Raw genomic sequence first — 26,967 nt, 5'->3', positions numbered from 1 at the left:
AAGGCCCACCATGCATGTGAAACGAATCGCCGGCGCGCTGGGCGCCGAACTGCTGGACATCGACCTGGCAACGCAGCTCACGCCCGAATCGGCGGCCGAGATCCGCCGCGCGCTGCTCGATCACCAGGTCATCTTCCTGAAGCGCCAACCGCTCACGCCAGCGCAGTTCCTGCAGTTCGCCAAGGCCATGGGCGAGCCGATCGAATACCCGTTCGTCAAGGGGCTGGAGGGCTTCCCGCACATCATCGAAGTCAAGAAGCTGGAGCACGAGACCACCAACTTCGGCGGCATCTGGCATTCGGACACCACCTACCTGCAAGAGCCGCCGATGGGCTCGATGCTGCTGTCGCGCGAAGCGCCGCCGTACGGCGGTGACACCATGTTCGCCAGCCAGTACGCAGCCTACGAGGCGCTGTCGCCGACGATGAAGACGCTGCTCGATCCGCTGGTGGGCATCAGCAGCTCGGCCAAGGCCGACGTCAGCAAGACGCGCGAGGACCGCATCAAGAGCGACGGCAAGCAGGAGGCGCCCAAGGAATACCGCGCCGAACATCCCGTTGTGCGCACCCACCCCGAGACCGGCCGCAAGGCGCTGTACGTGAACGTGGCGCACACGGCCGGCATCGTGGGCCTGACGGACGAGGAGAGCGCGCCGCTGCTGCACTTCTTGTTCGCGCACCAGGTCAAGCCCGAGTTCACCTGCCGCTTCCGATGGGAGCCGGACACCATCGCCTTCTGGGACAACCGCTGCGCGCAGCACAACCCGGTGAACGACTACCACGGGCACCGCCGCGTGATGCACCGCATCACGCTGCAGGGGGACCGGCCGGTCTGACCCTGCGGCCGGCCCTGCACAGGCGGACCATAATTTCCGCCCACCAGGAGCACCCATGGCAGCAGCAGGCAGCGTGACCGCAGTCGACCGCGTGATCGACATCTTCGAGGCGTTCCGTGCCAGCCGCAGGCCGCTGTCGCTGACGGACCTGGCCGAGGCCGTGGACATGCCCAAGAGCACCTGCCACGCCATCGTCAACACGCTGACCGCGCGTGGCTACCTCTACACGCTGGCGCATCCGCGTGCGCTGTACCCCACGCGGCGCATGCTCGACGTGATGCGCGAGATCGACGCCAGCGACCCGTTCATCGAGCACGCCACGCCACTGCTGGAAGAGCTGCGCAACGGAACGGGCGAGACCGTGATCCTGGGCAAGCGCCAGGGCGATGCGGTGGTCTATCTCCAGGTGCTCGAAGGCCTGCATGCGATTCGCTATTCGGCACACCCGGGCGACCTCAAGCCGCTGCATTCCAGTTCCATCGGCAAGGCCCTGCTCGGCGCGTTGAAAGAGCCGGCGCTGCGCGAATGGGTGGCCGGCCGGGCGCTGACGCGCATCACGCCGGCCACCATCACCGAGGCCGATGCGCTGGTGGCCGAGGTGCTGCAGAGCCGGCAGGCCGGCTTCTTCCAGACGCACGGCGAAAACGTAGACGACGTCTGGGCCGTGGCCGCGTTCCTCACCGTCGGCCGCGAAACGCTGGCCGTCGCCGTGGCCGGCCCCCGCCACCGCATGCAGGACCGCATGATGGACTGCGCCCAGCAGCTGGTGGGGACCTGCAGCGTCGTGGCGCGCCAGTTGAACCGGGAGGGGTGAAACCTGCCGTCAGCCCTTGCGCAGCAGCGGCCGCACCGGCTCCGCCGCACTCTCGCGCAGCGCCGCGCTGAACATCGCCCCCAGATGCAGAATTTCGGCCCGCTCGGCATGGCTTTCATGCCAGCACAGAAAGTAGCCGTACCCGGTCTCCACATCGATATCGAACGGCGCGCACAGCCGGCCGCTGTCGATGGCGGGTTGCGCGATGACGCGGTCGCCCAACGCCACACCATAGCCCTCGGCCGCAGCGGAGTTCGACAGATCCAGCGTCTGGAAATCCAGCCCCACCGCCGGGTCGATCTGGTCCAGCCGCGAGGCGTCCAGCCACTGGCGCCAGTCCTGGTGGTCGGGCCGCGCATGCAGCAGCACGCTGCGCGCCAGGTCGGCCGGCACGCGTAGCGCCTGCGCGCCCTGCGCCACCTGCGTCATGCGCGGTGAGCACACGGGCGTCAGCCGCTCGGCGAACAGCAGGCGGTGGCGCGGCAACGCGGCGTCCAGCCGCTCGTAGACGATGCCCGCATCGAAGCGCTCTTCATCCAGCGCGTGCGACAGCGTGGTGTTCACCGCGATCCGAAAGCCCGGGTGCTGCGCCTGCAGCCGCATCACCAGCGGCATGGCCCAGAGCATCACGCAGGTGGGCATCATGAAGCGCAGTTCGCGCAGCTCCATGCGCCGGCGCAGCACCTGCGTCGTCCGCGCGATCTGCTCCAGCGCGGTGCTGGCGGTCTGCGCCAGCAACTGGCCCGATTCCGTCAGCACCAGCCCGCGCGCCTGACGCAGGAACAGCGGCTGGCCGTAGAACTCTTCGAGCAGCAGCACCTGGCGGCTGACGGCGCCCTGTGTCACACACAGCTCTTCAGCCGCGCGCGTGAAGCTGCCGGTGCGCGCCGCCACACAGAAAAAGCGCAGCGCGGCCAGCGGCGGCAGTCGCCGGCTGGGCGGTGCCGCGTCCAGGCCGACCGAGTCGGGCGCATGCGTGTTCGTCATGGGTCGATGAGATTAAATGGATTGTGCGACCAGGGGCCTGCCGCTTCAATGCAAGGCATGCAACATCCAAGCCAGAACGCAACGCCGCACGGCAGCCACCAGCCCGGCGACGCCCCGCCTGCCGAGGCCGGCCTGCTGTGGGGCGGCCGCTTCGAGAGCGGCCCCGATGCCGCGCTGATGCGCCTGTCGACCTCGCCGCCATCGTACTTTCGCCTCGCACCGCAAGACCTGCGCGGCTGCCGTGCCCATGCCCGCGAGCTGGAACGCGCCGGCCTGCTGGACGCCGGCGAGACGGTGCGCATGCTGGCCGCGCTGGACGAGATCGAGGCCGACATCGCCACCGGCCGATCCGTGCCCGCGCCGCGCGACGAGGATGTGCACACCTTCATCGAACGCCTGCTGACCGAGCGCCTGGGGCCGCTGGGCGGCAAGCTGCGCGCCGGCCGCTCGCGCAACGACCAGACCGCCAACGACCTGCGCCTGTACCTGCGCGAGCAGGCCCGCGGGCTGGGCGGCATGCTGCTGGACGTTATGGACGCGCTGATCGCCCAGGCCGGGCAGCACACCACGACGCTGGCGCCCGGCTTCACGCATCTGCAGCCCGCGCAGCCCATCGTCTGGGGCCACCAGCTGCTGGCGCACGCACAGGCACTGGCCCGCAACCTGGACCGGCTGCACGACTGGGACTGGCGCACCGCCCGCTCGCCGCTGGGTGCGGCCGCGCTGGCCGGCTCGGCCATTGCGATGCACCCGGAGATGGCGGCGCAGGAGATGGGCTACCTGGGCGCCTGCGACAACTCGATCGACGCCGTCGCCAGCCGTGACCATGCCAACGAGTTTTTGTTCGTCGCGGCGCAGATCGGTGTGGACCTGTCGCGCCTGTGCGAGGAGATCTGCTTGTGGTGCAGCCGCCAGTTCGGCTGGATGCGGCTGCACGACAGCTTCTCGACCGGCTCATCGATCATGCCGCAGAAGAAAAACCCGGACATCGCCGAGCTCACGCGCGGCATCTCGGGCCGGCTGATCGGCAACTTGACGGGCCTGCTGGCCACCTGCAAATCGCTGCCGCTGGCCTACAACCGCGACCTGTTCGCCGACAAGCACGCGGTGTTCGACAGCGTCGATGCGCTGGCCCTGTGCCTGCCAGCCGTGGCCGGCATGGTGCGCACCTGGCGGGTGGACACGGCCCGCATGCGCGCGCAGGCTGGCGAGGGTTTCACGCTGGCCACCGAGGTGGCCGACTGGCTGGCGCGCCAGGGCACACCGTTCGCCCAGGCACACGAAGTGGCGGGCGCGGCCGTGCTGTATTGCGAGCGCCAGGGCGTCGAGCTGGAGGCGCTGACGGAGGGCGATCTGGCCGCCATCGACCCGCGCTTGACGGCCGCGCTGCTGCCGCATCTGACGCTGGAGAGCGCAGTGGCGGCGCGCAGTGCCTGGGGCGGCACTGCCCCCGAGCGCGTGGCCGAGCAACTGGCGCGGCTGCAGGCCAAGGTGGCGGCGCAGCGGCACTGGGCCAACGGTGGCCATGCACCGGCAAGGGCTTGAGATGAAGCCCGCCACGTCAGCCCGCCGCTTGAGCCCCTCGCCCCTTGCGGTCAACGGGTTGGGAAGAGGGGGAACGACCGATCCTTTGCATCGACTGCCGCGCGCCTTCGCTGGAGACCACCGATGACCACATTTGCCCCGGCGGCCTCCCCGCCCGATGCCACCCGCCTGCCCCGCGTGCGCCGCCACCATGTGGGCCGCTGGCTGGCGGCCACGGCCATCCTGGCGCTGCTCGCGCTGGTGGTGCGCGCCTTCGCGCAGGGCCAGATCAACTGGCCGGTTGTGGCCCAGTTCCTCACCGCCAAATCCATCCTCACCGGCCTGGGCTTCACGCTCGTCATGACGGTGCTGGCGATGGGTCTGGGCCTGGCCAGCGGGGTGCTGTTCGCGGTCATGAAGATGTCGCCCAACCCGGTGCTGCGCGGCGTGGCGGGGTTCTACATCTGGATGTTTCGCGGCACGCCGCTGCTGCTGCAGTTGCTGCTGTGGTTCAACCTGGCGCTGGTGTTCCCCACGCTGGGCATTCCCGGTGTGGCCAGCTGGCGCACAGTGGACGTGATGACGCCCTTCGTCGCCACGCTGCTGGGCCTGGGGCTGAACCAGGGCGCCTACACGGCCGAGGTGGTGCGTGCCGGCATCCTGTCGATCGACCTGGGGCAGACCGAGGCGGCCAAGGCCATCGGCATGACACGCCTCACGCTGCTGCGGCGCATCGTGCTGCCGCAGGCGATGCGGGTCATCATCCCGCCGGTGGGCAACGAGGTGGTGAGCATGGTGAAGCTGACGGCCATGGCCAGCGTCATCCAGTACCCCGACATCCTGCGCAGCGCACAGACGGTCTACTACGCCAACGGGCTGGTGATCGAGCTGCTGCTGGTCGCCAGCGTCTGGTACCTGGCCGTGGTGACGCTTCTCAGCTTGGGCCAGATGGTGCTGGAGAAGCGCTTCGCGCGGGGGCAGGTCAGGCGCGCGATTGCCGGCGCGCCGGCTGCCACCACCGTCGCCGCCAAGGCTGAAGGGGCAGGCGCATGACGGCCCCGATGGTCCGCATCGCCGCTGTCGACAAGCATTTCGGCAACTTTCACGCACTGAAAGACATCTCCCTCGAAGTGGCCCCGGGCGAGGTGCTGTGCATCATCGGCCCCTCGGGCTCGGGCAAGAGCACGCTTCTGCGCTGCATCAACCAGCTGGAAAGCATCGACGCCGGCGCCATCTGGGTCGATGGCGAGTTGACCGGGCACCGCATCGTCGGCCAGGCCCTGCACCCGCTGGACGACGCGCAGGTCGCGGCCCAGCGTCGCAAGGTCGGCATGGTGTTCCAGCGCTTCAACCTGTTCGCCCACATGACGGTGCTGGAAAACGTGACCGAAGGCCCCGTCACCGTGCAGCGCCGCCCGCGCATGGAGGCCCAGCGCGAGGCACGCGAGTTGCTGGCCCGCGTCGGCCTGGCGGACCGGCAAAACCACTACCCCAGCGAACTCTCGGGCGGCCAGCAGCAGCGCGTGGCGATTGCGCGCGCGCTGGCCATGCAGCCGCAGCTGATGCTGTTCGACGAGCCCACCTCTGCGCTGGACCCGGAACTGGTCGGCGAAGTGCTGACTGTCATGCGCGACCTGGCCAAAAGCGGCATGACCATGGTGGTCGTCACGCACGAGCTGGGCTTTGCACGCGAAGTGGCCGACCGCGTGGTGTTCATGGACGGCGGGGCCATCGTCGAGCACGGCACGGCCACGCAGATCCTCACGGCACCGCAGCACCCGCGTACGCAGGAGTTCATCGCGGCAGTGATCACGTGATCGCCGCCTTCTTTCCCGATCCATCCCACCCCCCTGGAGCCGCCCCCATGAAGACCATCGCCCACCACCTGCTGGCCGCCACCGTGCTTGCCGCACTCGCCACCAGCGCCATCGCCGTCGAGGCACCCGCGCGCATCAAGAAGGCGGGCAAGCTCATCATCGCCACCCAGCCCAACTACCCGCCGATTTCGTACAAGGACCCGGCCAGCAACAAGCTGATGGGCTTCGACGTGGAACTGGGCGAGGCCATCGCCAAGGAGATGGGTGTTCCGGTGGAATGGCAAGAGATCGGCTTTGCGCAGATGCTGCCATCGCTGACCACGGGCCGCGTCGACATCGTGATGGCCGGCATGTCTGACTTGCCCGCGCGGCGCGAGACGGTGGACTTCGTCGACTACCTGCGCACCGGCCCGCAGTTCTACACAACGCCGGCCGGCGCCGCTGCCGGCATCAAGACCATGGCCGACCTGTGTGGCAAGAAGGTGGGCGCCAGCCGCTCGACCAATTGGCCAACGCAGATGGCAGATTGGAGCAGGGCCAACTGCGAAGGCAAGGGCAAACCGGCGATCACCGTGGTGGGCACCGAAGGATCGGTCGACGCGCGCACCCAGCTCAAGACCGGCCGCCTCGACGCCGCCGTGCAGGGCAACGAGACGCTGCCCTACTTCCAGAAATTGGAGCCGAACAGCTACGTGCTGCTGGGCGAACCCTTCGCCGAGAACCTGGCTGGCATCCCCACGACCAAGGCCGACACCGCCACGCGCGATGCCGTCAAGGCCGCGCTGGACGCGCTGCGCAAGAGCGGCACCTACGACGCGCTGCTCGCCAAATACAACATGCGCCAGAACGCGTTGCCCGAGTTCGGCGTGAACAAGGGCCAGTGACGCGATGACCACCCCCGAACGACTCGAAGCCCTGCGCCGCAAATACGCCGAGGCCAGCGGCGCGCAGAGCGACGACCCGGTGTTCCGCGCCGTGGCCGACCAGCAGTTCTCAGACGGCGGCGACCGGCGCAAGTGGCCGTTCTCCGGCGCGGCCACCTTCCTCAGCACCGACTACCGGCCCGAGGCGCCGGATCTGCCCGACTTCGGCGGGCTGGACGTGGCCCTGATCGGCGTGCCCATGGACCTGGGCGTGACCAACCGCGCCGGCGCGCGCCTGGGGCCGCGCGCGGTGCGCGGCATCGAGCGCGTGGGCCCGATCGAACACGCGCTCAAGATCGCGCCGATGACCACGTTGAAGGTGGCCGATGTGGGGGACGTGCCGTTTCGCAGCCGCTTCAGCCTGGAGAGCTGCCACGAGGACATCGAGGCCTTCTACACGCGCGTGAAGGCGGCCGGCGTCATCCCCCTGTCGGTCGGCGGCGACCACTCGATCACGCTGTCCATCCTGCGCGCGCTGGGCCGCGACCGGCCCGTGGGCATGGTGCACATCGACGCGCACTGCGACACCGGCGGCATGTACGAGGGCTCCAAGTTTCACCACGGCGGCCCGTTCCGCCAGGCCGTGCTGGACGGCGTGCTGGACCCGGAACGCAGCATCCAGATCGGCATTCGCGGCGGCGCGGAATACCTGTGGGAATTCTCCGAAGACGCCGGCATGACCGTGCTGCACGCCGAAGACGTGATGCGCATGGGGCCGGACGCCGTGATCGCCCGGGCGCTCGAAGTGGTCGGCGACGGCCCGGTCTACGTGACCTTCGACGTCGACGGCATCGACCCCGGCTTCGCGCCCGGCACCGGCACGCCCGAGGTGGGCGGGCTGACGCCACGCGAGGTGCTGGCCATCCTGCGCGGCCTGCGCGGCTGCGACATCGTCGGCGGCGACGTGGTCGAGGTGGCGCCGCAATACGACGCGACGACGAACACGGCGCAGGTGGGGGCGCAGGTGCTGTTCCTGGAGCTGTGTCTGGTGGCGCATGCGCTGGGGCAGGTCGAGACGCGTTAGCGCAATCGGAGCCACGCACTTCATAAAATGCATTTCGTTGAAATGAACACCATGAAGTGCTAAATTGCAGGCATGAGCACGCTTGCCACCCTCGGCATCCAAATCCGCAAAGCCCGCAAGGCCTTGGGCCAATCAGCCGCGGAGCTGGGCGCGGCAGCCGGGTTGCACCGCAACACCGTGCAGGCGCTGGAGACCGGCAAAGCCAATGTCGAGCTGGCCACCTTGCTGGCGCTGTGCGAGCAGTTGGGGCTGGATCTGGCGCTGGTGCCTCGGTCCATCGCGGCTGCTGCGGCAGGAGACAGCGCACTGGAGCCGACCGCGCTGCAACGCCGGCTCGCCGCACTGACGCCCATCGCCGCGCCACGCGGGCGCAGTTGACGTGAAGCCGCCCGCACTCGCCAACCACACAAGCCCATGAGCGTCGTCCGCTCCCTGCGCATCCGCCTGGGCCAGGTCGATGTCGGCTCGCTGTTCGGCCTGGACGACGGCCGCGTCTACTTCCACGTCGACGATGCCTACGCGCTCGACCCGGCGCGGCCGGTGCTCTCGCAGCTCTACCTGGCCGAGACCGAGGACGCCACCCGCACCCAGCTGCTGAGCCCCACGCTGGCGGTGAACCGCGGGCCGGGCAACGGCCGCCTGCCCCCGTTCTTCCGCGGGCTGCTGCCCGAAGGCCGGCTGCGCAAGCACCTGCTGGCCGATGCCGGCCTGCCGCCGGACGACGAGCTGGGCCTGCTGTCCTACTGCGGCACCGACCTGCCCGGCAATGTCTACGCGCTGCGCGAGCAGCTCGACGAGCCCGCGCTGGGCCGGCTGATCGGCCAGGGCCGCGACGCCTACGAGATGAGTTCGGGCCAGCTGCCCACGCCCGAAGCGCAGTCCATCTCCGGCGTGCAGCCCAAGGTGGCGCTGGTGCAGGCACCCGGCGGCCGCTACGTGATGCGCTCCAAGCTCGACACGAATGTGCACTTCATCGGCAAGCTGCCGGCCAGCGACTACCCGCAGTTGCCCGAGGTGGAGTTCTCCGCCATGGCGCTGGCCCGCGCGGCCGGCGTGGTGACCTGCGAGGTCGAACTGAAGCCGCTCAGTGCGATCGCCGCGCGGTTGCCGTTCGAGCTGCGCGAGGACGACCGGCAGTTCCTGCTGGTGCGCCGCTTCGACCGGGACGCACCCACGCCCAACGGCCGGCTGCACATGGAAGACATGGCCCAGGCCCAGGGCATGGACCCCGACGCCAAGTACGACGGCACCTATGCCGCCCTCGGCCTGGCGCTGCGCATCGCCAGTGCCGACGCGCACGCCGATCTGCTGGAGCTGGTGCGCCGCATCAAGGTCAACGAGCTGCTGGGCAACTATGACGCGCACCTGAAGAACTTCAGCCTGCTCTACACCGACCCGCACGCGCCCCGGCTGGCGCCGGCCTATGACATCGTGGCCTACGCGGCCTACCTGGGCGGGCGCGGCCATGCATTGAAGTTCGTGCCCGGACAGACGGGTGCCGCCGCGCTGACGCCGGCCGTGCTGCGCAAGTTGGCCAATGCGTGGGAACTATCCGAAGTCACGCTGCGCGCGGCGGTGCAGGAGACGGTGGACCGGGCCATGACGCTGTGGCCCGCGCTGCTGGGCGAGCTGCCGCTGACGGCCACCCAGCGCCAGGCCATCTGGGCGCATGTGCAGGGCAATCCTTCGGTGCAGGCGTGGGCGCGGCGACAGCGGCGCACGGCTGGCTAGGCCCCCGCTCAGGCCTCGCGTCAACCCCTCGCGCTGGCGGGCCGTACGGCCGCCGCAGCCGCCGCCACCTCAGCAGCGCTGTCGGCCACCAACCCCAGCCGGCGCTCCAGCCAGGGCAGCAGTTCGTCGGGCTCTTCGACCCAGCGCAGCACGGGCGGGGCCAGCCCTCCCGGCACCGTCGCCCGCGCCTCTTGGGCAGCGCCGCTGCCCGGCGCCAGCAGCCGGTCGATGCGGGCCACCGCCTCGTGCAGCACGGCCTGCGTGGCCTGCGGGTCCAGCCGCTCGCGCCGTCTCTCCAGCAGCGTGCGCACGCCCGCCAACTGGGCCAGCAACACATGGCAGCGCGTCAGCAGCGTGGCCATGGCGGGCAGCGCGATCTGCACGCGCGTGGGCTCGGCCTGGCTGCGCTGTGCGCTGGCAGCGATGCCGCCGATGGCTTCGTAGAACTCGCGCCGCGCCAGGCGCAGCGGCACGTCGGCCTGGCCGGGCTCGGGCCAGCGGACGCTCTCGTGCACCAGCGCGCGGGCGGCACTGCGTACGCGGTCGACCAGGCGCACCAGGCTGCGCCGTTCCCAGGCCGGCAGCACGTAGCAGAAGGCCCAGGCCAGCAGCGCACCCAGCACCGTGTCGCCCAGCCGCTCGCCGATGTCGAAGCCGCCAGCCGGGTGCGCCATGTGGGCCTGCAGCAGCGCCATCACCGTGGCGGCCACGGCCGTCACCAAGTAGCGCACGTTGACGAAGGCATGGGCCGTGCCGGCCGCCACCAGGAACACCACACCGGACAGCCAGTACTGGCCCAACGATGCGAACAGCAGCACCAACAGGCAGCCCAGCACGGTGCCGGCCACGCGCGCATCGCGGCGCGACAGCGTCTGGTCCAGGTTGCCGCGCAACACCACCGCCACACTGAGCACCAGCCAGTGCGGGTGTGATGTCCACGGCAGCGCCAGCGCTAGGAAATAAGCCGTGCCCAGCGCCACGGCGCTGCGGATGGCGTGGCGCAGGACCGGCGAGCCCAGGCGCAGGTGCGGCCGCAGCCCAGCCAGCGGAAAGCCTTCGGGCGATAGGAAGAACTGCAGCTCGGCCGCGTGCAGCGGCCCCGGCGTGGCCGCGCCCTGCCAGGCCGCCAGCATCTGTGCGAGGTCGTGGTCCAGGTGCAGCGCGCGGTCTTGCAGCGCACCGGCCAGCGCGCGGCGGCGCGGGTCAGCAGCAAAACCTTCGACGGCGGCGGGCAGGCCGTCGGCTACGGGCCTTGCCCCGGCCACGCTGTCCAGCGGCAGTGCCAACTGCACGGCGGTGGCCGTGCGCTCCAGCATGGCGGCGGTGGCTTCGATGCGTGCGGCCAGAGCGAGGCGCAGGCGCTCGGCTGCGGCGTCGACGCCCAGCAGGTCCAGGTCGAGCTCGCTGCCGAGCAGGGTGTCGCGCAGGTCGATGGCACGCAGCAGGACGGCGATCTGGCGCTCAGCCTCGGGCGTACCGGCGGCCGCGAAGAGCAGGTCGCGCGCGGCCTGCAGACGCTCGTCCAGCGCCACTTGGCGCTGCATCCAATCCTGCAGCGGCAGCGCGCCCTGCGCGGCGCGCGGCTCCAGCGCCAGCATGCGCGCGCGGGAGCGGAACAGCGCCGCCGTGGCCTGCAGCACACCGTCGAGTGCAAGCGCGCGGTAACGCGGCTGCAGCAGGCGTGCCGCCAGCAGCGCCCAGGCCCAGTACAACGCCCCGCCGAGCGCCGTCCACCCGGCATGCACCGCCTGCGCCTGCCAGCCCTGCGGCGGCGGCCCGGCCATGGTAAAGACCACAGCCAGGATGGGCACGAACGAGATGGGCCCGGCGCGCACGCCCCAGGCCAGCAGCATGCTGGCGCCGAAGGCCAGGGCCACGATCAGAACGCCCAGCGCCAGCGCATGGCCGCGCAGCAGCGTGATCAGCACGCTGGCGACCAAGCCCACGGTGGCGCCCATGGCCACGCGGCGCCAGGTGCGCTCCGGCGGGTTGGGCGTATCGGCCAGGCTGGCGAAGATGGCGCCGCCCGAGGCCAGCAGGGCAGCAGACGTGCCGCCGGCCGCGCCCACCACCAGCTGCACCACCAGCACGCCCAGCGCCACGCCGATGCCGCTCAGCACATGGGCCGGCAGGTGCCAGGGCCAGCGGCGGATGTCGCGGATGGCTGGGGTCAACGCGGTCGTCCCTTCGGAAAGAACAGGCGATGGTAGCCAGCGATGCCACCAGCACCTCGCACAGCTGCAGCTTCAACAGGTGCGAACAACAGTTAACCGCTAACATCACAACTGTTAAATGCAGCGCGGATGCAGCAATCAACCAGGTGACCCCATGACAGAAACAATCGACCACAGCACCTTGTCACGCCTGGTGGAGGCTGGGGCCGTCAGGGGTGCTCAGATCGTGGGCCACAGTGGCGGCTGGTCGGTATTGGTCAAGTCCGGCAAGACGGAGCGGCCACTGGCCGCACAGCGCAGCCGGCAAGTGCGCCTGTTTCGCAGGCTGGAGACGCTGGTTGCCTACCTCAAGGCGGTGGGCATCGCCCGCTTCGAGGTGGACGCGGCCGGCTATGACCCGGACCCGGCCACGGCGACCCGCCGTCCCGACCGGGCCGAGGCCCTGAAACGCGCACACGAAGCGGCCGCCTACGACGCCTGGTTCCGTGAGCAGGTACAGGCCAGCGTCGATGACCCGCGCGAGAGCGTATCGGATGAAGAAGCCCGCGCGCTCTTCGCCGAACGAAGGGCCGCACTGCAGCATCGCGCATAGTGCCCCGCCTGGTATGGCGTCCGATGGCGCTCGCTGATCGCGAGAGCATCATGGACTACATCGCACAGGACAACCCGGCCGCAGCGGTGGCCTTGGACCAAGACTTCGAGGCCAAGGCCGAGCAAGCTCGGCAGCGGCCCACGCTCTACCGGGCAGGCCGTGTGAAGGGCACACGGGAAATCGTCGTGCGACCCAACTACGTGATGGTCTACCGCATCGAGGACGCAGGCGGCACGGTGACCGTGCTGCGCGTGCTCCACACCGCCCAGAAGTGGCCACCAGATGCGTGACGGCGCCGAGCGCCGGCCGCGCGATGACAAACCCGTAGCGAGCGCTTTCGCCCGCCCCCTAAAATCCCCCCTCCCAGCCTCTGGATGAACACCATGAACCGCTGCCTTCCCCTGATCGCCTCCACCCTCCTCCTCGCCACAGCCGCCCAGGCACAGGTGCGCGACTTTCCGGTCGCCGCGCTGCGCGGCGTGCTGCAGGTCACCATGCCGCCCGAGGTGGTGCTGGACGGCAAGGCCGACCGGCTCTCGCCCGGCGCACGCATCCGCGGGCCGCGCAACGAGATGGTGCTGTCCTCCCACATCGCCGGCGAACGCCTGGTGGTGAACTACGTGCGCGAATCGAACGGCCTCATCCACGAGGTCTGGCTGCTGAACCAGGCCGAGGCGGCGCTCAAGCGGCCCGGCGCCACGCGCGAGCGCAACTTCATCTTCGCCTTCGAAGAAGACACCCGCCCCAGGGACGACGGCAAGACGCCGTTCCACCTGCTGCCCAAGTACGGGCAGTAGGCCGCACCTTCCCCGCCCGTCCCCTCGGAGCGGCCCGCGCCGCCCGCTTCCCTTTGCCCCTGCCGCCCCGCGAGAACGCCATGACCAAGAAAGTCTTCATCAAAACCTTCGGCTGCCAGATGAACGAGTACGACTCGGACAAGATGGCCGACGTGCTGCACGCGGCCCAGGGCTACGAGCCGACGCAGGACGTGGAGGAAGCCGACCTGATCCTCTTCAACACCTGCTCGGTGCGCGAGAAGGCGCAAGAGAAAGTGTTCTCCGACCTCGGCCGCGTCAAGCACCTGAAGAAAAAGGGCGTGCAGATCGGCGTGGGCGGCTGCGTGGCCAGCCAGGAGGGCGACGCCATCATCGCCCGCGCGCCGTATGTAGACGTGGTGTTCGGCCCGCAGACGCTGCACCGCCTGCCACAGATGCTGGACGAGCGCGCGCGCCTGAACAAGCCGCAGGTGGACATCAGCTTTCCCGAGATCGAAAAGTTCGACCACCTGCCGCCGGCGCGCGTCGAGGGCGCAACGGCGTTCGTCTCGATCATGGAAGGCTGCTCCAAGTACTGCAGCTATTGCGTGGTGCCCTACACGCGCGGCGAAGAAGTCTCGCGCCCGTTCGAGGACGTGCTGGTCGAGATCGCCGGCCTGGCCGACCAGGGCGTCAAAGAGGTGACGCTGCTGGGCCAGAACGTGAACGCCTACCGGGGCCGCATGGGCGAGGCGAACAAGGGCAGCGACGAGATCGCCGACTTCGCCACACTGATCGAGACGGTGGCCGAGATCCCCGGCATCGAACGCATCCGCTACACCACCAGCCATCCCAACGAGTTCACGCTGCCGCTGATCGAGGTCTATGCCCGCGTGCCCAAGCTGGTCAGCCACCTGCACCTGCCCGTGCAGCACGGCTCGGACCGCATCCTCATGGCCATGAAGCGCGGCTACACGGCCATGGAATACAAGTCGACCGTGCGCAAGCTGCGCGCGATCCGGCCGGACATGGCGATGAGCAGCGACTTCATCGTCGGCTTCCCCGGCGAGACGGAGGAAGACTTCGGCAAGATGATGAAGCTGATCGACGACATCGGTTTTGACAACAGCTTCTCGTTCATCTTCAGCCCGCGCCCCGGCACGCCGGCCGCCAACCTGGCGGACGAGACGCCGCACGACGTGAAATTGAAGCGCCTGCAGCACCTGCAGGGCGTGGTCGACGCCAACGTGCGCGCCATCGCCGCGCGCCGCGTGGGCACGGTGCAGCGCATCCTGGTGGAAGGCCCAGCCAAGCGCAACTACGGCGACGTGCCCGAGCTGATGGGCCGCACCGAGTGCAACCGCGTCGTCAACTTCCCCGCTCCGACCCGGCTGGTTGGCCAGATGATCGATGTGCGCGTGACCGCGGCGAACTCGTATTCGCTGCGCGGCGAGGTCTGCACGACGGACGCGGCTGCGTGAAGCTGCCACGCGGCTCGTTTCGCCAGCTGCTGCTGCTGGCCTTTCTGCTGATCGCCGTGCTGCTGGGCGGCGTGGCGCTGCGCGCAGTGTTCACCTTCGACGGGCTGATGGCGCGCAGCCTGGGGTTTTCGGCGCGCACGCTGGAGCTGAACGGCGCCGCCCAGACGCTGACGGAGCGCAGCGCCACCATGGAGCGGGCGGCCCGCCAGTCGCTGATCCTGAACGACAACCTGCTGCGCCGGCGTTTCGAAGAAGCGGCTGCCGAGGCCCGCAAGATCGTGGCCAGCCTGCAGCCGGCCGACCTGCCGGCGCCGCTGGCCGCGCGCTGGCATGGCCAGCTGGCCAAGATCGTTCGGCTGATGGAGGGCGACAGCGACACGGCACTGGAACGCGAGCGCGGGCTGGCCGCCGAGTTCCGCGAACTGGACGCACTGAACTCGGCCATCGCGCAGCAGATGCAGGCCGCCATCCAGCAGCGACGCGGCGCACTGAACGCCGAGCTGGACACCAGCCGCATGCAGATCACGCGGCAGGTTATCGGCATGGTGGCGCTGGCGCTGCTGCTGGCGGTGGCGCTAGGCATCTGGCTGGCGCGGCCGTTCAAGCGGGTGGAGCGCGCCATCGTCGGCCTCGGCCAGAACGAGCTGGACACGCCGATCGACATTCCCGGCCCGTCCGACGTGCACCGCATCGGCCAGCAGCTCGACTGGCTGCGGCTGCGGCTGTCCGAGCTGGACGCCGACAAGGCGCGCTTTCTGCGCCACATCTCGCACGAGCTGAAGACGCCGCTGGCGGCGCTGCGTGAAGGCGTGTCGCTGCTGGAAGACGGCGTGGTCGGCGAGCTGAGTGACAGCCAGCGCGAGGTGGCGACCATCCTGCGGCAGAACACGGTGCAGCTGCAAAGCCAGATCGAGGCGCTGCTGCGCTTCAACGCCGCCGCGTTCGACGCCAGCCACCTGCAGCGCGAGCGCGTGGATGTGCTGCAGCTGATCGAGGACCAGGTCGACGCCCAGCGCCTGCAATGGCGCGCCAACCAGCTGATGGTGCAGGTCGAGGGCGAAAGCCTGGTGGCCAGCGTGGACGCCACCAAGATCGGCACGGCGCTGGCCAATCTGCTGTCCAACGCCATCCGCTTCTCGCCGCCGGGCGGGCGCATTGCGCTGCGGCTGGCGCGGGTGCAGCAGCAGGTGGTGATCGACGTGATCGACCAGGGCCCGGGCGTGGCCGAGGCCGACCGGGCGCGCATCTTCGAGCCCTTCTACCGTGGCCAGCGCCAGCCCGAGGGCGCCGTCCGGGGCAACGGCATCGGGCTTTCCATCGTGCACGAGTACGTTGCCGCGCACGGTGGCAAGATGACGCTCTTGGCCGGCGGTCCCGGCGCCCACTTTCGGATCGAACTACCCCATGTGCCCTGAACCACGCGCCTACCGCGCGTCGCGCGCGCGCTGGCCGGCGCTGGCCTCCGTGGCGCTGCTGAGCGCCTGCGCGTTGCGGCCTCCACCGCCGCCGACGCCCGCCGTTGCGCCACCGTCAGCCCCGGCGGCCACGCCGGTCGCTGCCGCACCGGCCACCCCGCCCCCCACCAACCCGGCGATGCCGGCGGCACCCGCCATCAGCACGCCCGTTCAAGGCGGCCTGCCCGGCGCGGTGCGGCCCGACAGCAGCACCGCCAGCCACGGCATGCTGGTCTACGCGGAACGGCTGCGCAGGCTGCCGAGCGCCGAGCTGGCGCTGGAGCTGGCCCGGCTGGCCGACATTCCCGACGCCGCGCGTCAGCCCGGCGACGAACTGCAGCTGGCGCTGGCCCTGTCGCAAACCCGCGCGCCGAACGATCTGGTGCGCGCCCAGGCCCTGGTGGCCCGCGTGCTGAGCAACACGCGCGAGGACGCGCGCAGCCTGCACCCGCTGGCCGGCCTGCTGGCCACGCGCTTTGCCGAGCAGCGCCGCGTGGAAGACCAACTGGCCCAGCAGACCCAGCAGGTGCGCGAGCAGCAGCGCCGCATCGATCTGCTGAACGAGCGGCTGGAAGCGGTGCGCGCCATCGAACGCAGCCTGACCTCACGCCCGGCGCCGCCGAATGGTTCGCCGAAGCCGCCGCCTTGAGAACTCTCCCCATGCCCCAGGCCTCTTCCCCCACCGCAGCGCACCGGGCCCACATCCTGGTCGTCGATGACGATGCCGACATGCTGCGGCTGCTGTCGATGCGGCTCACGGCCGCCGGCTACCGCGTCAGCGCCGTGGGCTCGGCCGAGGCGGCGCTGAACCAGCTGGACATCGAGCAGCCGCAGCTGGTGCTGTCGGACGTGCAATTGCCCGGTCGCGACGGGTTGGCGCTGTTCGACCTGGTGCGGGCGCGGCACCCCGCGCTGCCGGTGATCCTGCTGACCGCGCACGGCACCATTCCCGACGCGGTCGAGGCCACGGCGCGCGGCGTCTTCACCTACCTGACCAAGCCCTTCGACGGCAAGGCACTGCTGGACAAGATCGCCCAGGCGCTGGCGCTGTCCGCCCCGGTGGTGCAGGCGCCCAGGGGCGGCGGCGACGAGAGCTGGCGCGACGAGATCGTCAGCCGCTCGGGCCGCATGGCCGAGGTGCTGGCCGAGGCGCAGATGGTGGCCCAGTCCGATGCGAGCGTGCTGATGCTGGGCGACAGCGGCACCGGCAAGGAATTGCTGGCCCGCGCCATCCACCGCGCCAGCAGCCGGGCGAAAAAGCCCTTCGTCGCCGTGAACTGCGGTGCCATCCCCGAGGCGCTGCTCGAATCCGAACTCTTTGGCCACGTGCGCGGCGCCTTCACCGATGCGGTGACCAACCACAAGGGCCTGTTCCAGGCGGCCGACGGCGGCAGCCTGCTGCTCGACGAAATCGGCGACATGCCGCCTGCGCTGCAGGTCAAGCTGTTGCGCGTACTGCAGGAACGCGCCGTGCGGCCGCTGGGCTCCAGCCAGTCGATCCCGGTGGACGTGCGCATCCTGTCGGCCACGCACCGCGACCTGGAAGTCGCCATGGCCGCCGGCCAGTTCCGTGAAGACCTGTACTACCGCCTGAACGTGGTCACGCTGACGCTGCCCGAGCTGGGCGAGCGGCGCGAAGACATTCCGCTGTTGGCCCAGCATTTCCTGCAGCGCCTGGCCGCCAAATACAGCAAGCGCCTGTCCGGTTTCGCGCCGGAGGCCCTGAAAGCCTTGACCACGGCCGCCTGGCCCGGCAACGTGCGCCAGCTGCACAACGTGGTGGAACAGGTCTGCGCGCTGTCCACCACACCGCTGATCCCGCTGGCGCTGGTGCAGCGCGCGCTGCGCACGCCCGCCATCGAGGTGCTGCCGTATGCCGAAGCCAAGCGCAAGTTCGAGCGCGAATACCTGATCGGCCTGTTGAAGCTGACCGACGGCAACGCCGCCGACGCGGCCCGCCTGGCCGACCGCAACCGCACCGAGTTCTACCGCCTGATGCAGAAGCACGAGCTGACACCCGGCCTGTTCAAGGGCGAGGCCGGCCCGGGCACCGCAGACCCCGTCGCCGATCCGCGACAGGGTTAAGTTGTTGATTCATATAGGGTCAGCCTGAGCGGGGCCCATACCTGTCGCTGTTTGGCGACAAATTCGGGGGTTTTGATGGCCGTTTCGCGGCCCGATCTGCAGCAACCCGGAAAATAGCGCGCAAGCTGTTGATTCACAACGTCTTTTCGACCTGGCATGGGGTTTGCATTGAGTAGTGCATATGAGCAACGTCTCACCCCTCTCTACCAACCGCGAAGACTCCATGAACCAGCACCATTTCGCCCGCGTCGGGCGGCAAATCGCAGGACGCTCGTGGGAACGCCAGCGCAGCGACCTGCGCGCCGAACGCCATCCGAATTCGGTCACCGCACCGCCCATCAACCGTGGCTCGATGACGCCCCGCCCTTGGCGTGGCTTCTGGAACAGCCTGGGCACCGCCGCCCTGATGGCCATCCCGGGCATGCGCCCGGCCGCCGCCGAGCGCCCCGCCGAAGCCCCTGAAGCGTGGCAGCAGGCCGCCGGCCGGCGCCGCATGGCGCTGATGCTGATCGTGCTGTTGACCTCGGCCGTGGCCACCAGCCTGTTTGCCGCCGTGCAACCGAACTACGACAACAAGTTTCTGGAGATCGGCCAGCTGTCGCTGTTTGCGCTGCTGTCGGCCTGGATCGTGTCGGGCTTCGGCACGGCACTGATGGGCTTCTTCGTCGTGCTGCGCGGTGACGCCCACGCACTGTCGGCCCGCGAGGTGGACAACCACCCCATGCCGACCGGCGCCGACGCCCGCACGGCGATCATCATGCCGATCTGCAACGAGGACGTGGCCACGGTGTTCGCCGGCCTGCGCGCCACCTGCGAATCGGTGCTGGCCACGGGCCAGGGCAAAGCCTTCGACGTGTTCGTGCTGTCGGACAGCAACAAGCCGGAAAACCAGCAGGCCGAGCGCGCTGCCTGGGAAGACCTGCGCGCCGTGCTGGCCCAGGAAGGCGGCCCGGCGATCGAGGTCTATTACCGTCTGCGCAAGCGCCGCACCCACCGCAAGGCCGGCAACGTGGCCGACTTCTGCCGCCGCTGGGGCAACGACTACAAGTACATGGTGGTGCTGGACGCCGACAGTGTCATGAGCGGCGACTGCCTGACCTCCATGGTCAAGCTGATGGAGGTGCACCCCCGCGCCGGCGTCATCCAGACCGCCACGCAGTCGATCGGCCACCAGACCTTGCACGCCCGTGCACAGCAGTTCGCCTCGCGCATGACGGGCCGTTTGTTCACGCTGGGCATGCAGTACTGGCAGCTGGGCGAGTCGCACTACTGGGGCCACAACGCCATCCTGCGCGTGAAGCCCTTCATGGAGCATTGCGCGCTGGCCCCGATCAAGGGCAGCGGCGGCCTGGCCGGCGGCATCCTGTCGCACGACTTCGTTGAAGCCGCGCTGATGCGCCGCGCTGGCTACCACGTGTGGCTGGTGTCTGACCTGACCGGCAGCTACGAGCAGCAGCCGCCGGACCTGCTGTCCGAGTTGCAGCGCGACCGCCGCTGGTGCCAGGGCAATCTGCAGAACGCCCGCCTGATGGCCGAGCCCGGTATCTCCGGTGTGCACCGCGCCATGTTCATCACGGGCGCCATGTCCTACCTGTCGGCCCCGATCTGGCTGGCCTTCATGACGCTGGGCACCGCGCTGTGGCTGTCGGGCACGCCGCAGACCGTGGGCCTGCACACCGTGGGCAACGGCCTGTCGGCCGTGCCGGCTGAGTTGATCGGCCTGTGGATCTGGACGCTGGCCGTGCTGTTCCTGCCGCGCCTGCTGGGCATGGCCGCTGTGCTGATTCAGGGCGAGCAGCGCCGCTACGGTGGCACGCTGGGCCTGATCAAGAGCGCCGCGCTGGAAAGCGTGCTCGCCATGCTGCAGTCGCCGGTGCGCATGCTGGCCCACTCGCTGTTCGTTCTGGTGGCCCTGACCGGCCTGAAGCTGGAATGGAAGTCGCCCCCCCGCGAAGCCGCTGCGCTGCGCTGGAGCGACGCTGCCCGCAGCCTGGCCCCGATGGGCGGCGTGATCGCGCTGCTGGGCGTCGGTATTGCGATGATCGACCCGGGCGCGCTGACGTGGTTGGTGCCGGTGGGCCTGCCGCTGCTGCTGGCCATCCCCATGAGCGTGCTGACCAGCCGCAGCGACATCGGCTCGGCCATGCGCCGCCAGCGCTGGTTGCTGATTCCCGAAGAAAGCTGGTCGCCGGCGGTGCTGCGCCGCGCCTGGCTGCATGCCAGCCGGCCGCTGCGGCCCCTGGCCCTGGCAGCTTGAGGACCGGGCCGCTGGCAACGGCGGCCTGACAAATCGGCCGCTGCCAGTGCAGCGGCTGCCAAAGAAAAAGCGCCTCGACGAGGCGCTTTTTTCATGGGCCCAGGAAGACCCTCAAAACGGCATCTTGGGCATGCCCTTCATGCCCCCCATGCGCTTCATCATCTTCATGAGGCCGCCGCCCTTCATCTTCTTCATCATGTCCTGCATCTGGCCGAACTCGTTCAGCATGCGGTTGACCTCCTGCACCTGAACGCCGGCCCCTGCGGCGATGCGGCGCTTGCGGGTGGCCTTGATGATCTCGGGCTTGCGGCGCTCCTGGGCCGTCATGCTGTGGATGATGCCCTCCTTGCGGCGGATGTCGCGCTCGGCACGGTCCATGTCGACGTGGCCGGCCTTGGCCGTCATCTGCGAGGGCAGCTTGTCCATCAGGCTGGACAGGCCGCCCATCTGCTTCATCTGCTGGATCTGGCCCAGAAAATCGTTCAGGTCGAAACTCTCGCCGCTCTTGACCTTTGCCGCCAGCTTCTGCGCGGCCGCCACGTCCACATTGGCCGTGACCTGCTCGACCAGCGCCACGATGTCGCCCATGCCCAGCACGCGGCCGGCGTGGCGTTCGGCGTCGAACACCTCCAGGCCGTCGATCTTCTCGCTGGTGCCGGCGAACTTGATCGGCGCGCCCGTGATGTGGCGGGCCGACAGCGCCGCACCGCCGCGCGAGTCGCCGTCGGTCTTGGTCAGCACGATGCCGGTCAGCGGCAACGCATCCGAGAAGGCCTTGGCCGTGTTCATCGCGTCCTGGCCCTGCATGGCATCCACGACGAACAGCGTCTCCACCGGGTTCACGGCGGCATGCAGCTCGCGGATCTCGCGCATCAGCGCCTCGTCGATGGCCAGCCGGCCGGCGGTGTCGACCAGCAGCACGTCGAAATAGTGCTTGCGCGCGTAGTCCAGCGCGGCCAGCGCGATGTCGACCGGCTTTTGCTCGCCGGTGCTGGGGAACCACTCGGCGCCGGCCTGTTTGGTGACGGTCTTGAGCTGCTCGATGGCGGCCGGGCGGTAGACGTCGGCGGAGACGGTAAGCACCTTCTTCTTGCGCCGCTCGATCAAATGCTTGGCCAGCTTGGCGGTGGTGGTGGTCTTGCCGGCCCCTTGCAGGCCCGCCATCAGCACCACGGCAGGCGGCTGCGCGGCCAGATTGAGTTCACCGCCTGGCAGGCCGGCACCCATGGTGGTCGCCAGCTCGCGGTTGACGATGCCGACCAGCGCCTGGCCGGGCGAGAGCGAACCCAGCACATCCTGGCCGAGGGCTTTCTCTTTCACCCGGGCGATGAACTCGCGCACCACGGGCAGGGCGACGTCGGCCTCCAGCAGCGCCATGCGCACCTCACGCAGCATGTCAGAGACGTTGGCCTCGGTGATGCGGGCCTGGCCGCGGATTTCCTTGACCAGGCGTGACAACTTTTCTGTGAGGGCGGACGCCATGGAGATCCTTCGCTCCATCGAGGAGCACGGGTTGCGTGGAGGGGAAAGAGCCGCTGCGCCAGAGGGGCGAGCCGCTAAACTGCAGCCATGATTTTACCGAGCGCGACCCTGGCCACCGTGCTGCTGTCGGGTGCGGCCGCAATTGCCTATGCCGTGCCTGCGGCTGCGGCCTCGCGGCTCAACGTGCCAGCCAGCCGCGCCGCGCTGCTGGCCGCCTGGCTGCTGCACGGCACGGTGCTCTGCTGGAGCCTGCTGTTCGCGGCCACGCCGCGTTTCGGCTTCGCGCCGGCGCTGTCGGTGACGGCCTGGCTGGTGCTGACGGTCTACGCCGTTGAAAGCCACGTCTTCCCGCAACTGCGCGCACGCTGGGCGCTGGCCGGGTTCGGCGCCGCCGCCGTGCTGCTGGCACTGGTGTTTCCCGGCACGCCGCTGCACGACCGCGCCTCGCCCTGGCTGCCGCTGCACTTTGCGCTGGGCATCGCGTCCTACGGGTTGTTCGCGGCGGCCGTGGTCCACGCCTGGATGATGCAGCGCGCCGAGCGTGCCATGCGCCATGTGCAGGCCTCGTTCACCGGCGTGCCGCTGCTTACGCTGGAGCGGCTGACGTTTCGCTTCGTGCAGGCCGGCTTCGTGCTGTTGACGGCCACGCTGGCGGCCGGCTGGCTGTTCGGCGAATCGTTGTACGGCGTGGCCGCCGGCGCCTGGACCTGGAACCACAAGACCGTGTTCTCGCTGCTGTCCTGGCTGACGTTCGCAGTGCTGCTGCTGGGCCGGGCCCGTTTCGGCTGGCGCGGCCGCACCGCCGTGCGTGTGCTGTACACCGGCTCCGGGTTGCTGCTGCTGGCCTATGTGGGCTCGCGCTTCGTGATGGAAGTGCTGCTCGCCCGGGTGCCCGCATGAAGTTCCTGATCGTGCTGCTGGTGGTGGCGTTCGGCGTGTGGCTGTGGCGGTCGCGCCGGCCGCCGCCCAAGGCCGGCCCGCCACGCGGCAAGCCAGTGGCCAAGGCCGAGATGGTCCGCTGCGCCGCCTGCGGCCTGCACCTGCCGCTGGCCGACGCCGAGCGCAGCGCGAAGGGCGTGTACTGCAGCGTGGAACACCGGCGCCAGATCGAAGGCCCCTGATGCCCGCGCGCGAGGCCTTGAAGGACGCGCGCTTCGTGCCCGACCCGCCGGTGGTGGCCGATGCATCGCAGGGCGCCGCGGCGCAGGTCGGCGATCTGGCGATGGCGCGCGCCTGGCTGGGCTTCATGACGGCGCGGGTCATGATCTCGCTGGCCATCTTGCTGCTGCAGGCCACGCTGTACGCGCTCAGCGACAGCGTGCCGCAGTGGGTGCTGGGAGTGTGCGGCGCCTACTTCGCCAGCACCCTGGCCGTGCGTCTGCTGGCGCGCCCGCGCCTGCCGCGCCACGCGTTGGACCCGACCTGGCTCACCACGGTGGGCATGGACGTGCTGGTCATCGCGCTGCTGCACGTCTCGCAGGCCGGCGCCATCAACTACACGCCGCTGCTGGGCGTGCCGCTGCTGCTGACGGCGGTGCTGGGCACGCGCGCGATGGCCATCGGCACGGCCCTGTTCATCACGCTGCTGCTGGTGGCCGAGACCTGGTGGGGCGCCGCGCGCGGCGTGGGCGAAGTCACCACGCGCTACCTGCAGACGGTTTTGACCGGCCTGGGCTATCTGCTGGTGGCCTTTCTGGCCAACCAGCTGGCAGCCCGGCTGGTGCGCGAGGAACAGCTGGCGCTGACCAGCCAACAGGCAGCCCGGCTGCAGACGCAGGTCAACGAACTGGTCATCGAAACGCTGGCCGATGGCGTGCTGGTGGTCGATGCGGCGGGCCGCACGCGCGCGGCCAACCCGGCGGCGCGGCTGCTGCTGGGCGTGGGCGGCACGCAGGACCGCGCGGCGCTGGCGCTGGACGCCCGGTCCGGCTGGGCGCCGCTGATCGACATGGCGCGGCGCACCTTCGACAGCGAGAGCACGCAGAGTGCCGACATCGTGCTGCGCAACCCCGGCAAGGGCGCGCGCCGCGTGCGGGTGCGCACGCGCATGACCGAGACGCATGGGCTGCGCCACGAAAGCCTGTGCGTGATGTTCCTGCACGACCTGCGCGAAGTGGAGGCGCGGCTGCGCACCGAGAAGATGGCCGCCATGGGCCGCATGTCGGCCGCCGTGGCGCACGAGATCCGCAACCCGCTGGCCGCGATTTCGCAGGCCAACGCGCTGCTCGACGAAGACCTGCAGGACCCGGCCCACAAGCAGCTCACGCGCATGGTGCGGCAGAACGCGCAGCGTCTGTCCAAGATCGTCGACGAGGTGCTGGACGTGGCGCGCATCCCCGCGGCCGGGCGCACCTCGCCGCCCAGCCTGTTGCTGGACGCAGGCGTGCGCGCCATCTGCGACGACTGGACACGGCACGCGCCGCAGCAGCGAAAGCTGCACCTGGACCTGGGCACGCAGGGCCTGCCAGTGGACTTCGACACCGACCACCTGCGCCGCGTGCTGGTCAACCTGCTGGACAACGCGCTGCGCTACGTCAGCGCAGCGCCGGCCGCGCTGCAGGTGTCGACGCGGCTGTCGCCCGAGCGCCAATCCAGCCTGCAGGTATGGAGCGACGGCCCGCCGCTGGACCACTCGGTCGAGCAGCACCTGTTCGAGCCCTTCTTCTCGTCGGAAAGCCGCTCCAGCGGGCTGGGGTTGTACATTTGCCGCGAACTGTGCGAGCGCCACCGCGCCACCATTGGCTACCAGCGCGCTGCGCGTCGGGTGGCTGGCCAGACGGTGCAGGGCAATGAATTCTTCGTGCAGTTCCGCCCGCCCAAGCCGATCGCCGGGGCAGGCACTACGCGCCCGTCGCACCTGCACACCCTATGACCATGGCGCACCCGCCGTCCGAAGATTCCGCGCCACTGCGGCCGCCGCGCGCGGGCGCCTACATCCTGGTGGTGGACGACGAGCCGGACCTGTGCACGCTGTATGAGCTGACGCTGCTGCGCGAGGGCTACCGCGTAGAGGCCGCCGGCACGCTGGCGCAGGCGCAGGCACTGCTGCAGGAGCACCGCTTTGACGCTGTCATCAGCGACATGCGGCTGCCCGATGGCCTGGGCCTGGCGCTGTTGCACGGGCTGCGGGCGCAGCAACGGCCCGAGCGCTTCGTCGTCATGACGGCCTATGGCTCGGCCGAGAGCGCGGTCGAGGCGCTGAAGGCCGGCGCCTTCGACTACCTCACCAAGCCGGTGGACCTGAAGCAGTTCCGCGCGGTGGTGGCCTCGGCCGTGCAGGAACTGGCCCAGCCGGCGCTGCGCGCACCCTCCCGCCCGGGCGCCATGGCAAGGCCCTCCACAGGCGAACGCGCCACCAGCGCCCAGCCGATGCTGGACCGCCTGGTCGGCGAATCCGAACCCATGCGCCAGGTCAAGCAGCGCATCCAGAAGGTGGCGCGCAGCATGGCACCGGTGCTGGTGCGCGGCGAATCAGGCACCGGCAAGGAACTGGTGGCCCAGGCGCTGCACGCCTGCAGCCACCGCGCCAGCGGGCCGCTGGTGGCGGTGAACTGCGGCGCCATTCCGGAGAACCTGCTGGAGGCCGAGTTCTTCGGCGCGCGCAAGGGCTCCTACACCGGCGCGCTGGCGGACCGGCCGGGCTACTTCCAGGCAGCGCGCGGCGGCACGCTGTTTCTGGACGAGATCGGCGACCTGCCGCTGGCCATGCAGTCCAAGCTGCTGCGTGCGATCCAGGAACGCAGCGTGCGGCCGCTGGGCTCGACGCAGGAGGACACGGTGGACGTGCGCATCGTCAGTGCGACGCACCGCGACCTGACCGCCGACGTGAAGTCTGGCCGCTTCCGCCAGGACCTGTACTACCGGCTCAACGTGATCGAGATCCAGGTGCCGCCCCTGCGTGAACGCCGCGACGACCTGCCGGCGCTGTGCCAGGCCCTGCTGGCGCGCATCGCCCACGAGTCCGGCATGCCGGTGCCGCCACCCTCCGCCGCGCTGCTGCTCGAGCTGCAGCAGCACCCGCTGGCCGGCAACGTGCGTGAGCTGGAGAACCTGCTGCACCGCGCCGTGGCCATGAGCGAGGGCGATGAGCTGGACAGCGGCTTCGCAGCCTCCGACAGCATGCCGTTGGGCTACAGCGATGCAGCGGCTGCGCCTGCACCGGGCGAGACGCCGAGCGACCTTCAGGGCTACCTGGACCAGCAGGAGCGCGCCATCCTGATCCGCGTGCTGCACGAAACCGGCTTCAACCGCACGGCCACGGCGGCGCGGCTGGGCCTGTCGCTGCGCCAGATCCGCTACCGCATCGCACGCCTCAACATCGCCACGCCGCAGGACAACGAGCCCCATGACGACACCTGAGAGCGCCCCCGCGCCACCTAGCACGCGCGCGATCTGGAAAGGCGGCTGGTACCGGTACGCGCGGCGCCAACGCTCGCCCAACTGCGGGCCACGGCCGGCGGGCGCGGCGATCGACCTGATCGTGCTGCACTCCATCAGCCTGCCGCCGGGCGTCTACGGTGGCGAGGACGTGCAGGCGCTGTTCATGAACCAGCTCGACTGGGACGCCCACCCCTACTTCCAGCAGATCCGCAGCCTGCAGGTGTCGGCGCATTTCTACATCCGCCGCCACGGCGAGCTGTGGCAGTTCGTGGACTGCGACGAGCGCGCCTGGCATGCCGGGCGCTCGCACTGGCGCGGGCGCGACGAGTGCAACGACGACTCCATCGGCATCGAGCTCGAAGGCATCGAGGGCGGGCCGTTCGAGCCGGCGCAGTACGACACGCTCGTCGGCTTGTGCACCGCCATCGCACAGCGCTACCCGATCAACCACATGGCCGGCCACGAGCACGTCGCGCCGGGCCGCAAACAAGACCCGGGGCCGGGCTTCGACTGGTCGGCATTGCGCGGCGGCCTGGCTTGGCCGGCCCGGTGTTTTCCCGATGTGGTGACGCGCACACAGCGCGATTGAAACAGCGCGTCACATGGCCAGCGCGCAGGCCGGCGACGCGAACCCAGCAGGCATGCCGCCTGG

At 69.8% G+C, this 26,967-nt stretch carries 25 protein-coding genes; 22 read left to right on the top strand and 3 right to left on the bottom strand.

The annotated features are described in order from the left end of the window. Positions 1-10 precede the first annotated feature (10 nt). The gene (locus tag AC099J_RS08750; protein ID WP_479614848.1) at positions 11-835 is read left to right on the top strand and encodes a TauD/TfdA dioxygenase family protein; all 825 of its coding nucleotides are present in this window, start codon (positions 11-13) and stop codon (positions 833-835) included. A 55-nt stretch (positions 836-890) separates the two neighbouring features. Next, positions 891-1,649: an IclR family transcriptional regulator gene (locus tag AC099J_RS08745; RefSeq protein ID WP_479614847.1), complete on the top strand. Its 759-nt coding sequence runs from the start codon at positions 891-893 to the stop codon at positions 1,647-1,649. 9 nt (positions 1,650-1,658) lie between these two features. Here the strand turns inward: AC099J_RS08745 and AC099J_RS08740 are convergent, their stop codons facing one another. Then, positions 1,659-2,636, bottom strand: a complete 978-nt coding sequence (locus AC099J_RS08740; RefSeq protein WP_479614846.1) for a LysR substrate-binding domain-containing protein — start codon at positions 2,634-2,636, stop codon at positions 1,659-1,661. A gap of 57 nt (positions 2,637-2,693) precedes the next feature. Between AC099J_RS08740 and argH the strand changes: the two genes are divergently transcribed. From argH to AC099J_RS08705, 7 genes are all read left to right on the top strand, one after another. Next, positions 2,694-4,181, top strand: coding sequence for an argininosuccinate lyase (argH, locus tag AC099J_RS08735; protein WP_479614845.1), 1,488 nt, complete (start codon positions 2,694-2,696; stop codon positions 4,179-4,181). A 123-nt stretch (positions 4,182-4,304) separates the two neighbouring features. Continuing rightward, positions 4,305-5,213, top strand: coding sequence for an amino acid ABC transporter permease (locus tag AC099J_RS08730; RefSeq protein ID WP_479614844.1), 909 nt, complete (start codon positions 4,305-4,307; stop codon positions 5,211-5,213). Beyond that, entirely contained in the window at positions 5,210-5,977 is a 768-nt protein-coding gene (locus AC099J_RS08725) for an amino acid ABC transporter ATP-binding protein (RefSeq protein WP_479614843.1), read from the top strand. The genes AC099J_RS08730 and AC099J_RS08725 overlap by 4 nt, the downstream gene beginning before the upstream one ends. Positions 5,978-6,024: 47 nt before the next feature. Continuing rightward, the gene (locus AC099J_RS08720) at positions 6,025-6,861 is read left to right on the top strand and encodes an ABC transporter substrate-binding protein (RefSeq protein ID WP_479614842.1); all 837 of its coding nucleotides are present in this window, start codon (positions 6,025-6,027) and stop codon (positions 6,859-6,861) included. 4 nt (positions 6,862-6,865) lie between these two features. Further along, entirely contained in the window at positions 6,866-7,924 is a 1,059-nt protein-coding gene (gene speB / locus AC099J_RS08715) for an agmatinase (protein WP_479614841.1), read from the top strand. Positions 7,925-7,996: 72 nt separating this feature from the next. Then, positions 7,997-8,302: a helix-turn-helix domain-containing protein gene (locus AC099J_RS08710; RefSeq protein ID WP_479614840.1), complete on the top strand. Its 306-nt coding sequence runs from the start codon at positions 7,997-7,999 to the stop codon at positions 8,300-8,302. 36 nt (positions 8,303-8,338) lie between these two features. Next, positions 8,339-9,655 carry a type II toxin-antitoxin system HipA family toxin gene (locus AC099J_RS08705; protein WP_479614839.1) on the top strand — a complete coding sequence of 439 codons (1,317 nt, stop codon included), beginning with the start codon at positions 8,339-8,341 and terminating at the stop codon, positions 9,653-9,655. A 20-nt stretch (positions 9,656-9,675) separates the two neighbouring features. Here AC099J_RS08705 and AC099J_RS08700 read toward each other — a convergent pair whose 3' ends face one another. Continuing rightward, on the bottom strand, positions 9,676-11,829 hold the full coding sequence (locus tag AC099J_RS08700) for an FUSC family protein (RefSeq protein ID WP_479614838.1): 2,154 nt from the start codon (positions 11,827-11,829) through the stop codon (positions 9,676-9,678). 154 nt (positions 11,830-11,983) lie between these two features. Here AC099J_RS08700 and AC099J_RS08695 point away from each other — a divergent pair, with 154 nt between their 5' ends. The 8 genes from AC099J_RS08695 to mdoH all read left to right on the top strand — a co-directional run bounded on the left by AC099J_RS08695 (position 11,984) and on the right by mdoH (position 20,453). After that, positions 11,984-12,421: an antitoxin PaaA2 family protein gene (locus AC099J_RS08695; RefSeq protein WP_479614837.1), complete on the top strand. Its 438-nt coding sequence runs from the start codon at positions 11,984-11,986 to the stop codon at positions 12,419-12,421. Continuing rightward, positions 12,421-12,711: a type II toxin-antitoxin system RelE/ParE family toxin gene (locus AC099J_RS08690; RefSeq protein ID WP_479614836.1), complete on the top strand. Its 291-nt coding sequence runs from the start codon at positions 12,421-12,423 to the stop codon at positions 12,709-12,711. The genes AC099J_RS08695 and AC099J_RS08690 overlap by 1 nt, the downstream gene beginning before the upstream one ends. A 93-nt stretch (positions 12,712-12,804) precedes the next feature. Next, positions 12,805-13,218, top strand: a complete 414-nt coding sequence (locus AC099J_RS08685; protein ID WP_479614835.1) for a hypothetical protein — start codon at positions 12,805-12,807, stop codon at positions 13,216-13,218. A gap of 80 nt (positions 13,219-13,298) precedes the next feature. Continuing rightward, positions 13,299-14,657: a tRNA (N6-isopentenyl adenosine(37)-C2)-methylthiotransferase MiaB gene (miaB, locus tag AC099J_RS08680; protein WP_479614834.1), complete on the top strand. Its 1,359-nt coding sequence runs from the start codon at positions 13,299-13,301 to the stop codon at positions 14,655-14,657. Then, positions 14,654-16,072: a sensor histidine kinase gene (locus AC099J_RS08675; RefSeq protein WP_479614833.1), complete on the top strand. Its 1,419-nt coding sequence runs from the start codon at positions 14,654-14,656 to the stop codon at positions 16,070-16,072. Before miaB ends, AC099J_RS08675 begins: the two co-directional genes overlap by 4 nt. Beyond that, positions 16,062-16,760, top strand: coding sequence for a hypothetical protein (locus AC099J_RS08670; RefSeq protein ID WP_479614832.1), 699 nt, complete (start codon positions 16,062-16,064; stop codon positions 16,758-16,760). Before AC099J_RS08675 ends, AC099J_RS08670 begins: the two co-directional genes overlap by 11 nt. Before the next feature lie 11 nt (positions 16,761-16,771). Further along, positions 16,772-18,196: a sigma 54-interacting transcriptional regulator gene (locus AC099J_RS08665; protein WP_479614831.1), complete on the top strand. Its 1,425-nt coding sequence runs from the start codon at positions 16,772-16,774 to the stop codon at positions 18,194-18,196. Between the two features lie 223 nt (positions 18,197-18,419). After that, positions 18,420-20,453 (top strand): glucans biosynthesis glucosyltransferase MdoH, encoded by a 2,034-nt coding sequence (gene mdoH, locus AC099J_RS08660; RefSeq protein WP_479614830.1) that lies wholly within the window; start codon positions 18,420-18,422, stop codon positions 20,451-20,453. Between the two features lie 111 nt (positions 20,454-20,564). Here the strand turns inward: mdoH and ffh are convergent, their stop codons facing one another. Then, positions 20,565-21,935, bottom strand: coding sequence for a signal recognition particle protein (gene ffh / locus AC099J_RS08655; protein ID WP_479614829.1), 1,371 nt, complete (start codon positions 21,933-21,935; stop codon positions 20,565-20,567). Between the two features lie 87 nt (positions 21,936-22,022). Here ffh and AC099J_RS08650 point away from each other — a divergent pair, with 87 nt between their 5' ends. Genes AC099J_RS08650 through ampD form a run of 5 tightly spaced genes read left to right on the top strand, consistent with a single transcriptional unit; the run spans position 22,023 to position 26,904 of the window. Then, positions 22,023-22,835 (top strand): cytochrome C assembly family protein, encoded by an 813-nt coding sequence (locus tag AC099J_RS08650; RefSeq protein WP_479614828.1) that lies wholly within the window; start codon positions 22,023-22,025, stop codon positions 22,833-22,835. Next, complete coding sequence (locus tag AC099J_RS08645; protein ID WP_479614827.1) at positions 22,832-23,056, top strand: PP0621 family protein; 225 nt, start codon at positions 22,832-22,834, stop codon at positions 23,054-23,056. The genes AC099J_RS08650 and AC099J_RS08645 overlap by 4 nt, the downstream gene beginning before the upstream one ends. Continuing rightward, positions 23,056-24,807, top strand: a complete 1,752-nt coding sequence (locus AC099J_RS08640; protein ID WP_479614826.1) for a sensor histidine kinase — start codon at positions 23,056-23,058, stop codon at positions 24,805-24,807. Before AC099J_RS08645 ends, AC099J_RS08640 begins: the two co-directional genes overlap by 1 nt. Positions 24,808-24,809: 2 nt before the next feature. Further along, positions 24,810-26,294, top strand: coding sequence for a sigma-54-dependent transcriptional regulator (locus AC099J_RS08635; RefSeq protein WP_479614825.1), 1,485 nt, complete (start codon positions 24,810-24,812; stop codon positions 26,292-26,294). Then, complete coding sequence (gene ampD / locus AC099J_RS08630) at positions 26,281-26,904, top strand: 1,6-anhydro-N-acetylmuramyl-L-alanine amidase AmpD (RefSeq protein ID WP_479614824.1); 624 nt, start codon at positions 26,281-26,283, stop codon at positions 26,902-26,904. Before AC099J_RS08635 ends, ampD begins: the two co-directional genes overlap by 14 nt. The last annotated feature ends 63 nt before the right edge of the window (positions 26,905-26,967 follow it).

The sequence above is a fragment of the Rhodoferax sp. RT4P68 genome, from assembly GCF_056521305.1.
Note: the sequence above shows the minus strand (reverse complement) of the source record. Positions and strands in the feature narration are given on the sequence as shown.

What these genes read in the sequence shown, in the direction of transcription:
- AC099J_RS08750 (WP_479614848.1), top strand. Translation starts at nt 11, where the DNA reads ATGCATGTGAAACGAATCGCCGGCGCGCTGGGCGCCGAACTGCTGGAC.
- AC099J_RS08745 (WP_479614847.1), top strand. Translation starts at nt 891, where the DNA reads ATGGCAGCAGCAGGCAGCGTGACCGCAGTCGACCGCGTGATCGACATC.
- AC099J_RS08740 (WP_479614846.1), bottom strand. Translation starts at nt 2,636, where the DNA reads ATGACGAACACGCATGCGCCCGACTCGGTCGGCCTGGACGCGGCACCG.
- argH (WP_479614845.1), top strand. Translation starts at nt 2,694, where the DNA reads ATGCAACATCCAAGCCAGAACGCAACGCCGCACGGCAGCCACCAGCCC.
- AC099J_RS08730 (WP_479614844.1), top strand. Translation starts at nt 4,305, where the DNA reads ATGACCACATTTGCCCCGGCGGCCTCCCCGCCCGATGCCACCCGCCTG.
- AC099J_RS08725 (WP_479614843.1), top strand. Translation starts at nt 5,210, where the DNA reads ATGACGGCCCCGATGGTCCGCATCGCCGCTGTCGACAAGCATTTCGGC.
- AC099J_RS08720 (WP_479614842.1), top strand. Translation starts at nt 6,025, where the DNA reads ATGAAGACCATCGCCCACCACCTGCTGGCCGCCACCGTGCTTGCCGCA.
- speB (WP_479614841.1), top strand. Translation starts at nt 6,866, where the DNA reads ATGACCACCCCCGAACGACTCGAAGCCCTGCGCCGCAAATACGCCGAG.
- AC099J_RS08710 (WP_479614840.1), top strand. Translation starts at nt 7,997, where the DNA reads ATGAGCACGCTTGCCACCCTCGGCATCCAAATCCGCAAAGCCCGCAAG.
- AC099J_RS08705 (WP_479614839.1), top strand. Translation starts at nt 8,339, where the DNA reads ATGAGCGTCGTCCGCTCCCTGCGCATCCGCCTGGGCCAGGTCGATGTC.
- AC099J_RS08695 (WP_479614837.1), top strand. Translation starts at nt 11,984, where the DNA reads ATGACAGAAACAATCGACCACAGCACCTTGTCACGCCTGGTGGAGGCT.
- AC099J_RS08685 (WP_479614835.1), top strand. Translation starts at nt 12,805, where the DNA reads ATGAACCGCTGCCTTCCCCTGATCGCCTCCACCCTCCTCCTCGCCACA.
- miaB (WP_479614834.1), top strand. Translation starts at nt 13,299, where the DNA reads ATGACCAAGAAAGTCTTCATCAAAACCTTCGGCTGCCAGATGAACGAG.
- AC099J_RS08670 (WP_479614832.1), top strand. Translation starts at nt 16,062, where the DNA reads ATGTGCCCTGAACCACGCGCCTACCGCGCGTCGCGCGCGCGCTGGCCG.
- AC099J_RS08665 (WP_479614831.1), top strand. Translation starts at nt 16,772, where the DNA reads ATGCCCCAGGCCTCTTCCCCCACCGCAGCGCACCGGGCCCACATCCTG.
- mdoH (WP_479614830.1), top strand. Translation starts at nt 18,420, where the DNA reads ATGAACCAGCACCATTTCGCCCGCGTCGGGCGGCAAATCGCAGGACGC.
- ffh (WP_479614829.1), bottom strand. Translation starts at nt 21,935, where the DNA reads ATGGCGTCCGCCCTCACAGAAAAGTTGTCACGCCTGGTCAAGGAAATC.
- AC099J_RS08650 (WP_479614828.1), top strand. Translation starts at nt 22,023, where the DNA reads ATGATTTTACCGAGCGCGACCCTGGCCACCGTGCTGCTGTCGGGTGCG.
- AC099J_RS08645 (WP_479614827.1), top strand. Translation starts at nt 22,832, where the DNA reads ATGAAGTTCCTGATCGTGCTGCTGGTGGTGGCGTTCGGCGTGTGGCTG.
- AC099J_RS08640 (WP_479614826.1), top strand. Translation starts at nt 23,056, where the DNA reads ATGCCCGCGCGCGAGGCCTTGAAGGACGCGCGCTTCGTGCCCGACCCG.
- AC099J_RS08635 (WP_479614825.1), top strand. Translation starts at nt 24,810, where the DNA reads ATGGCGCACCCGCCGTCCGAAGATTCCGCGCCACTGCGGCCGCCGCGC.
- ampD (WP_479614824.1), top strand. Translation starts at nt 26,281, where the DNA reads ATGACGACACCTGAGAGCGCCCCCGCGCCACCTAGCACGCGCGCGATC.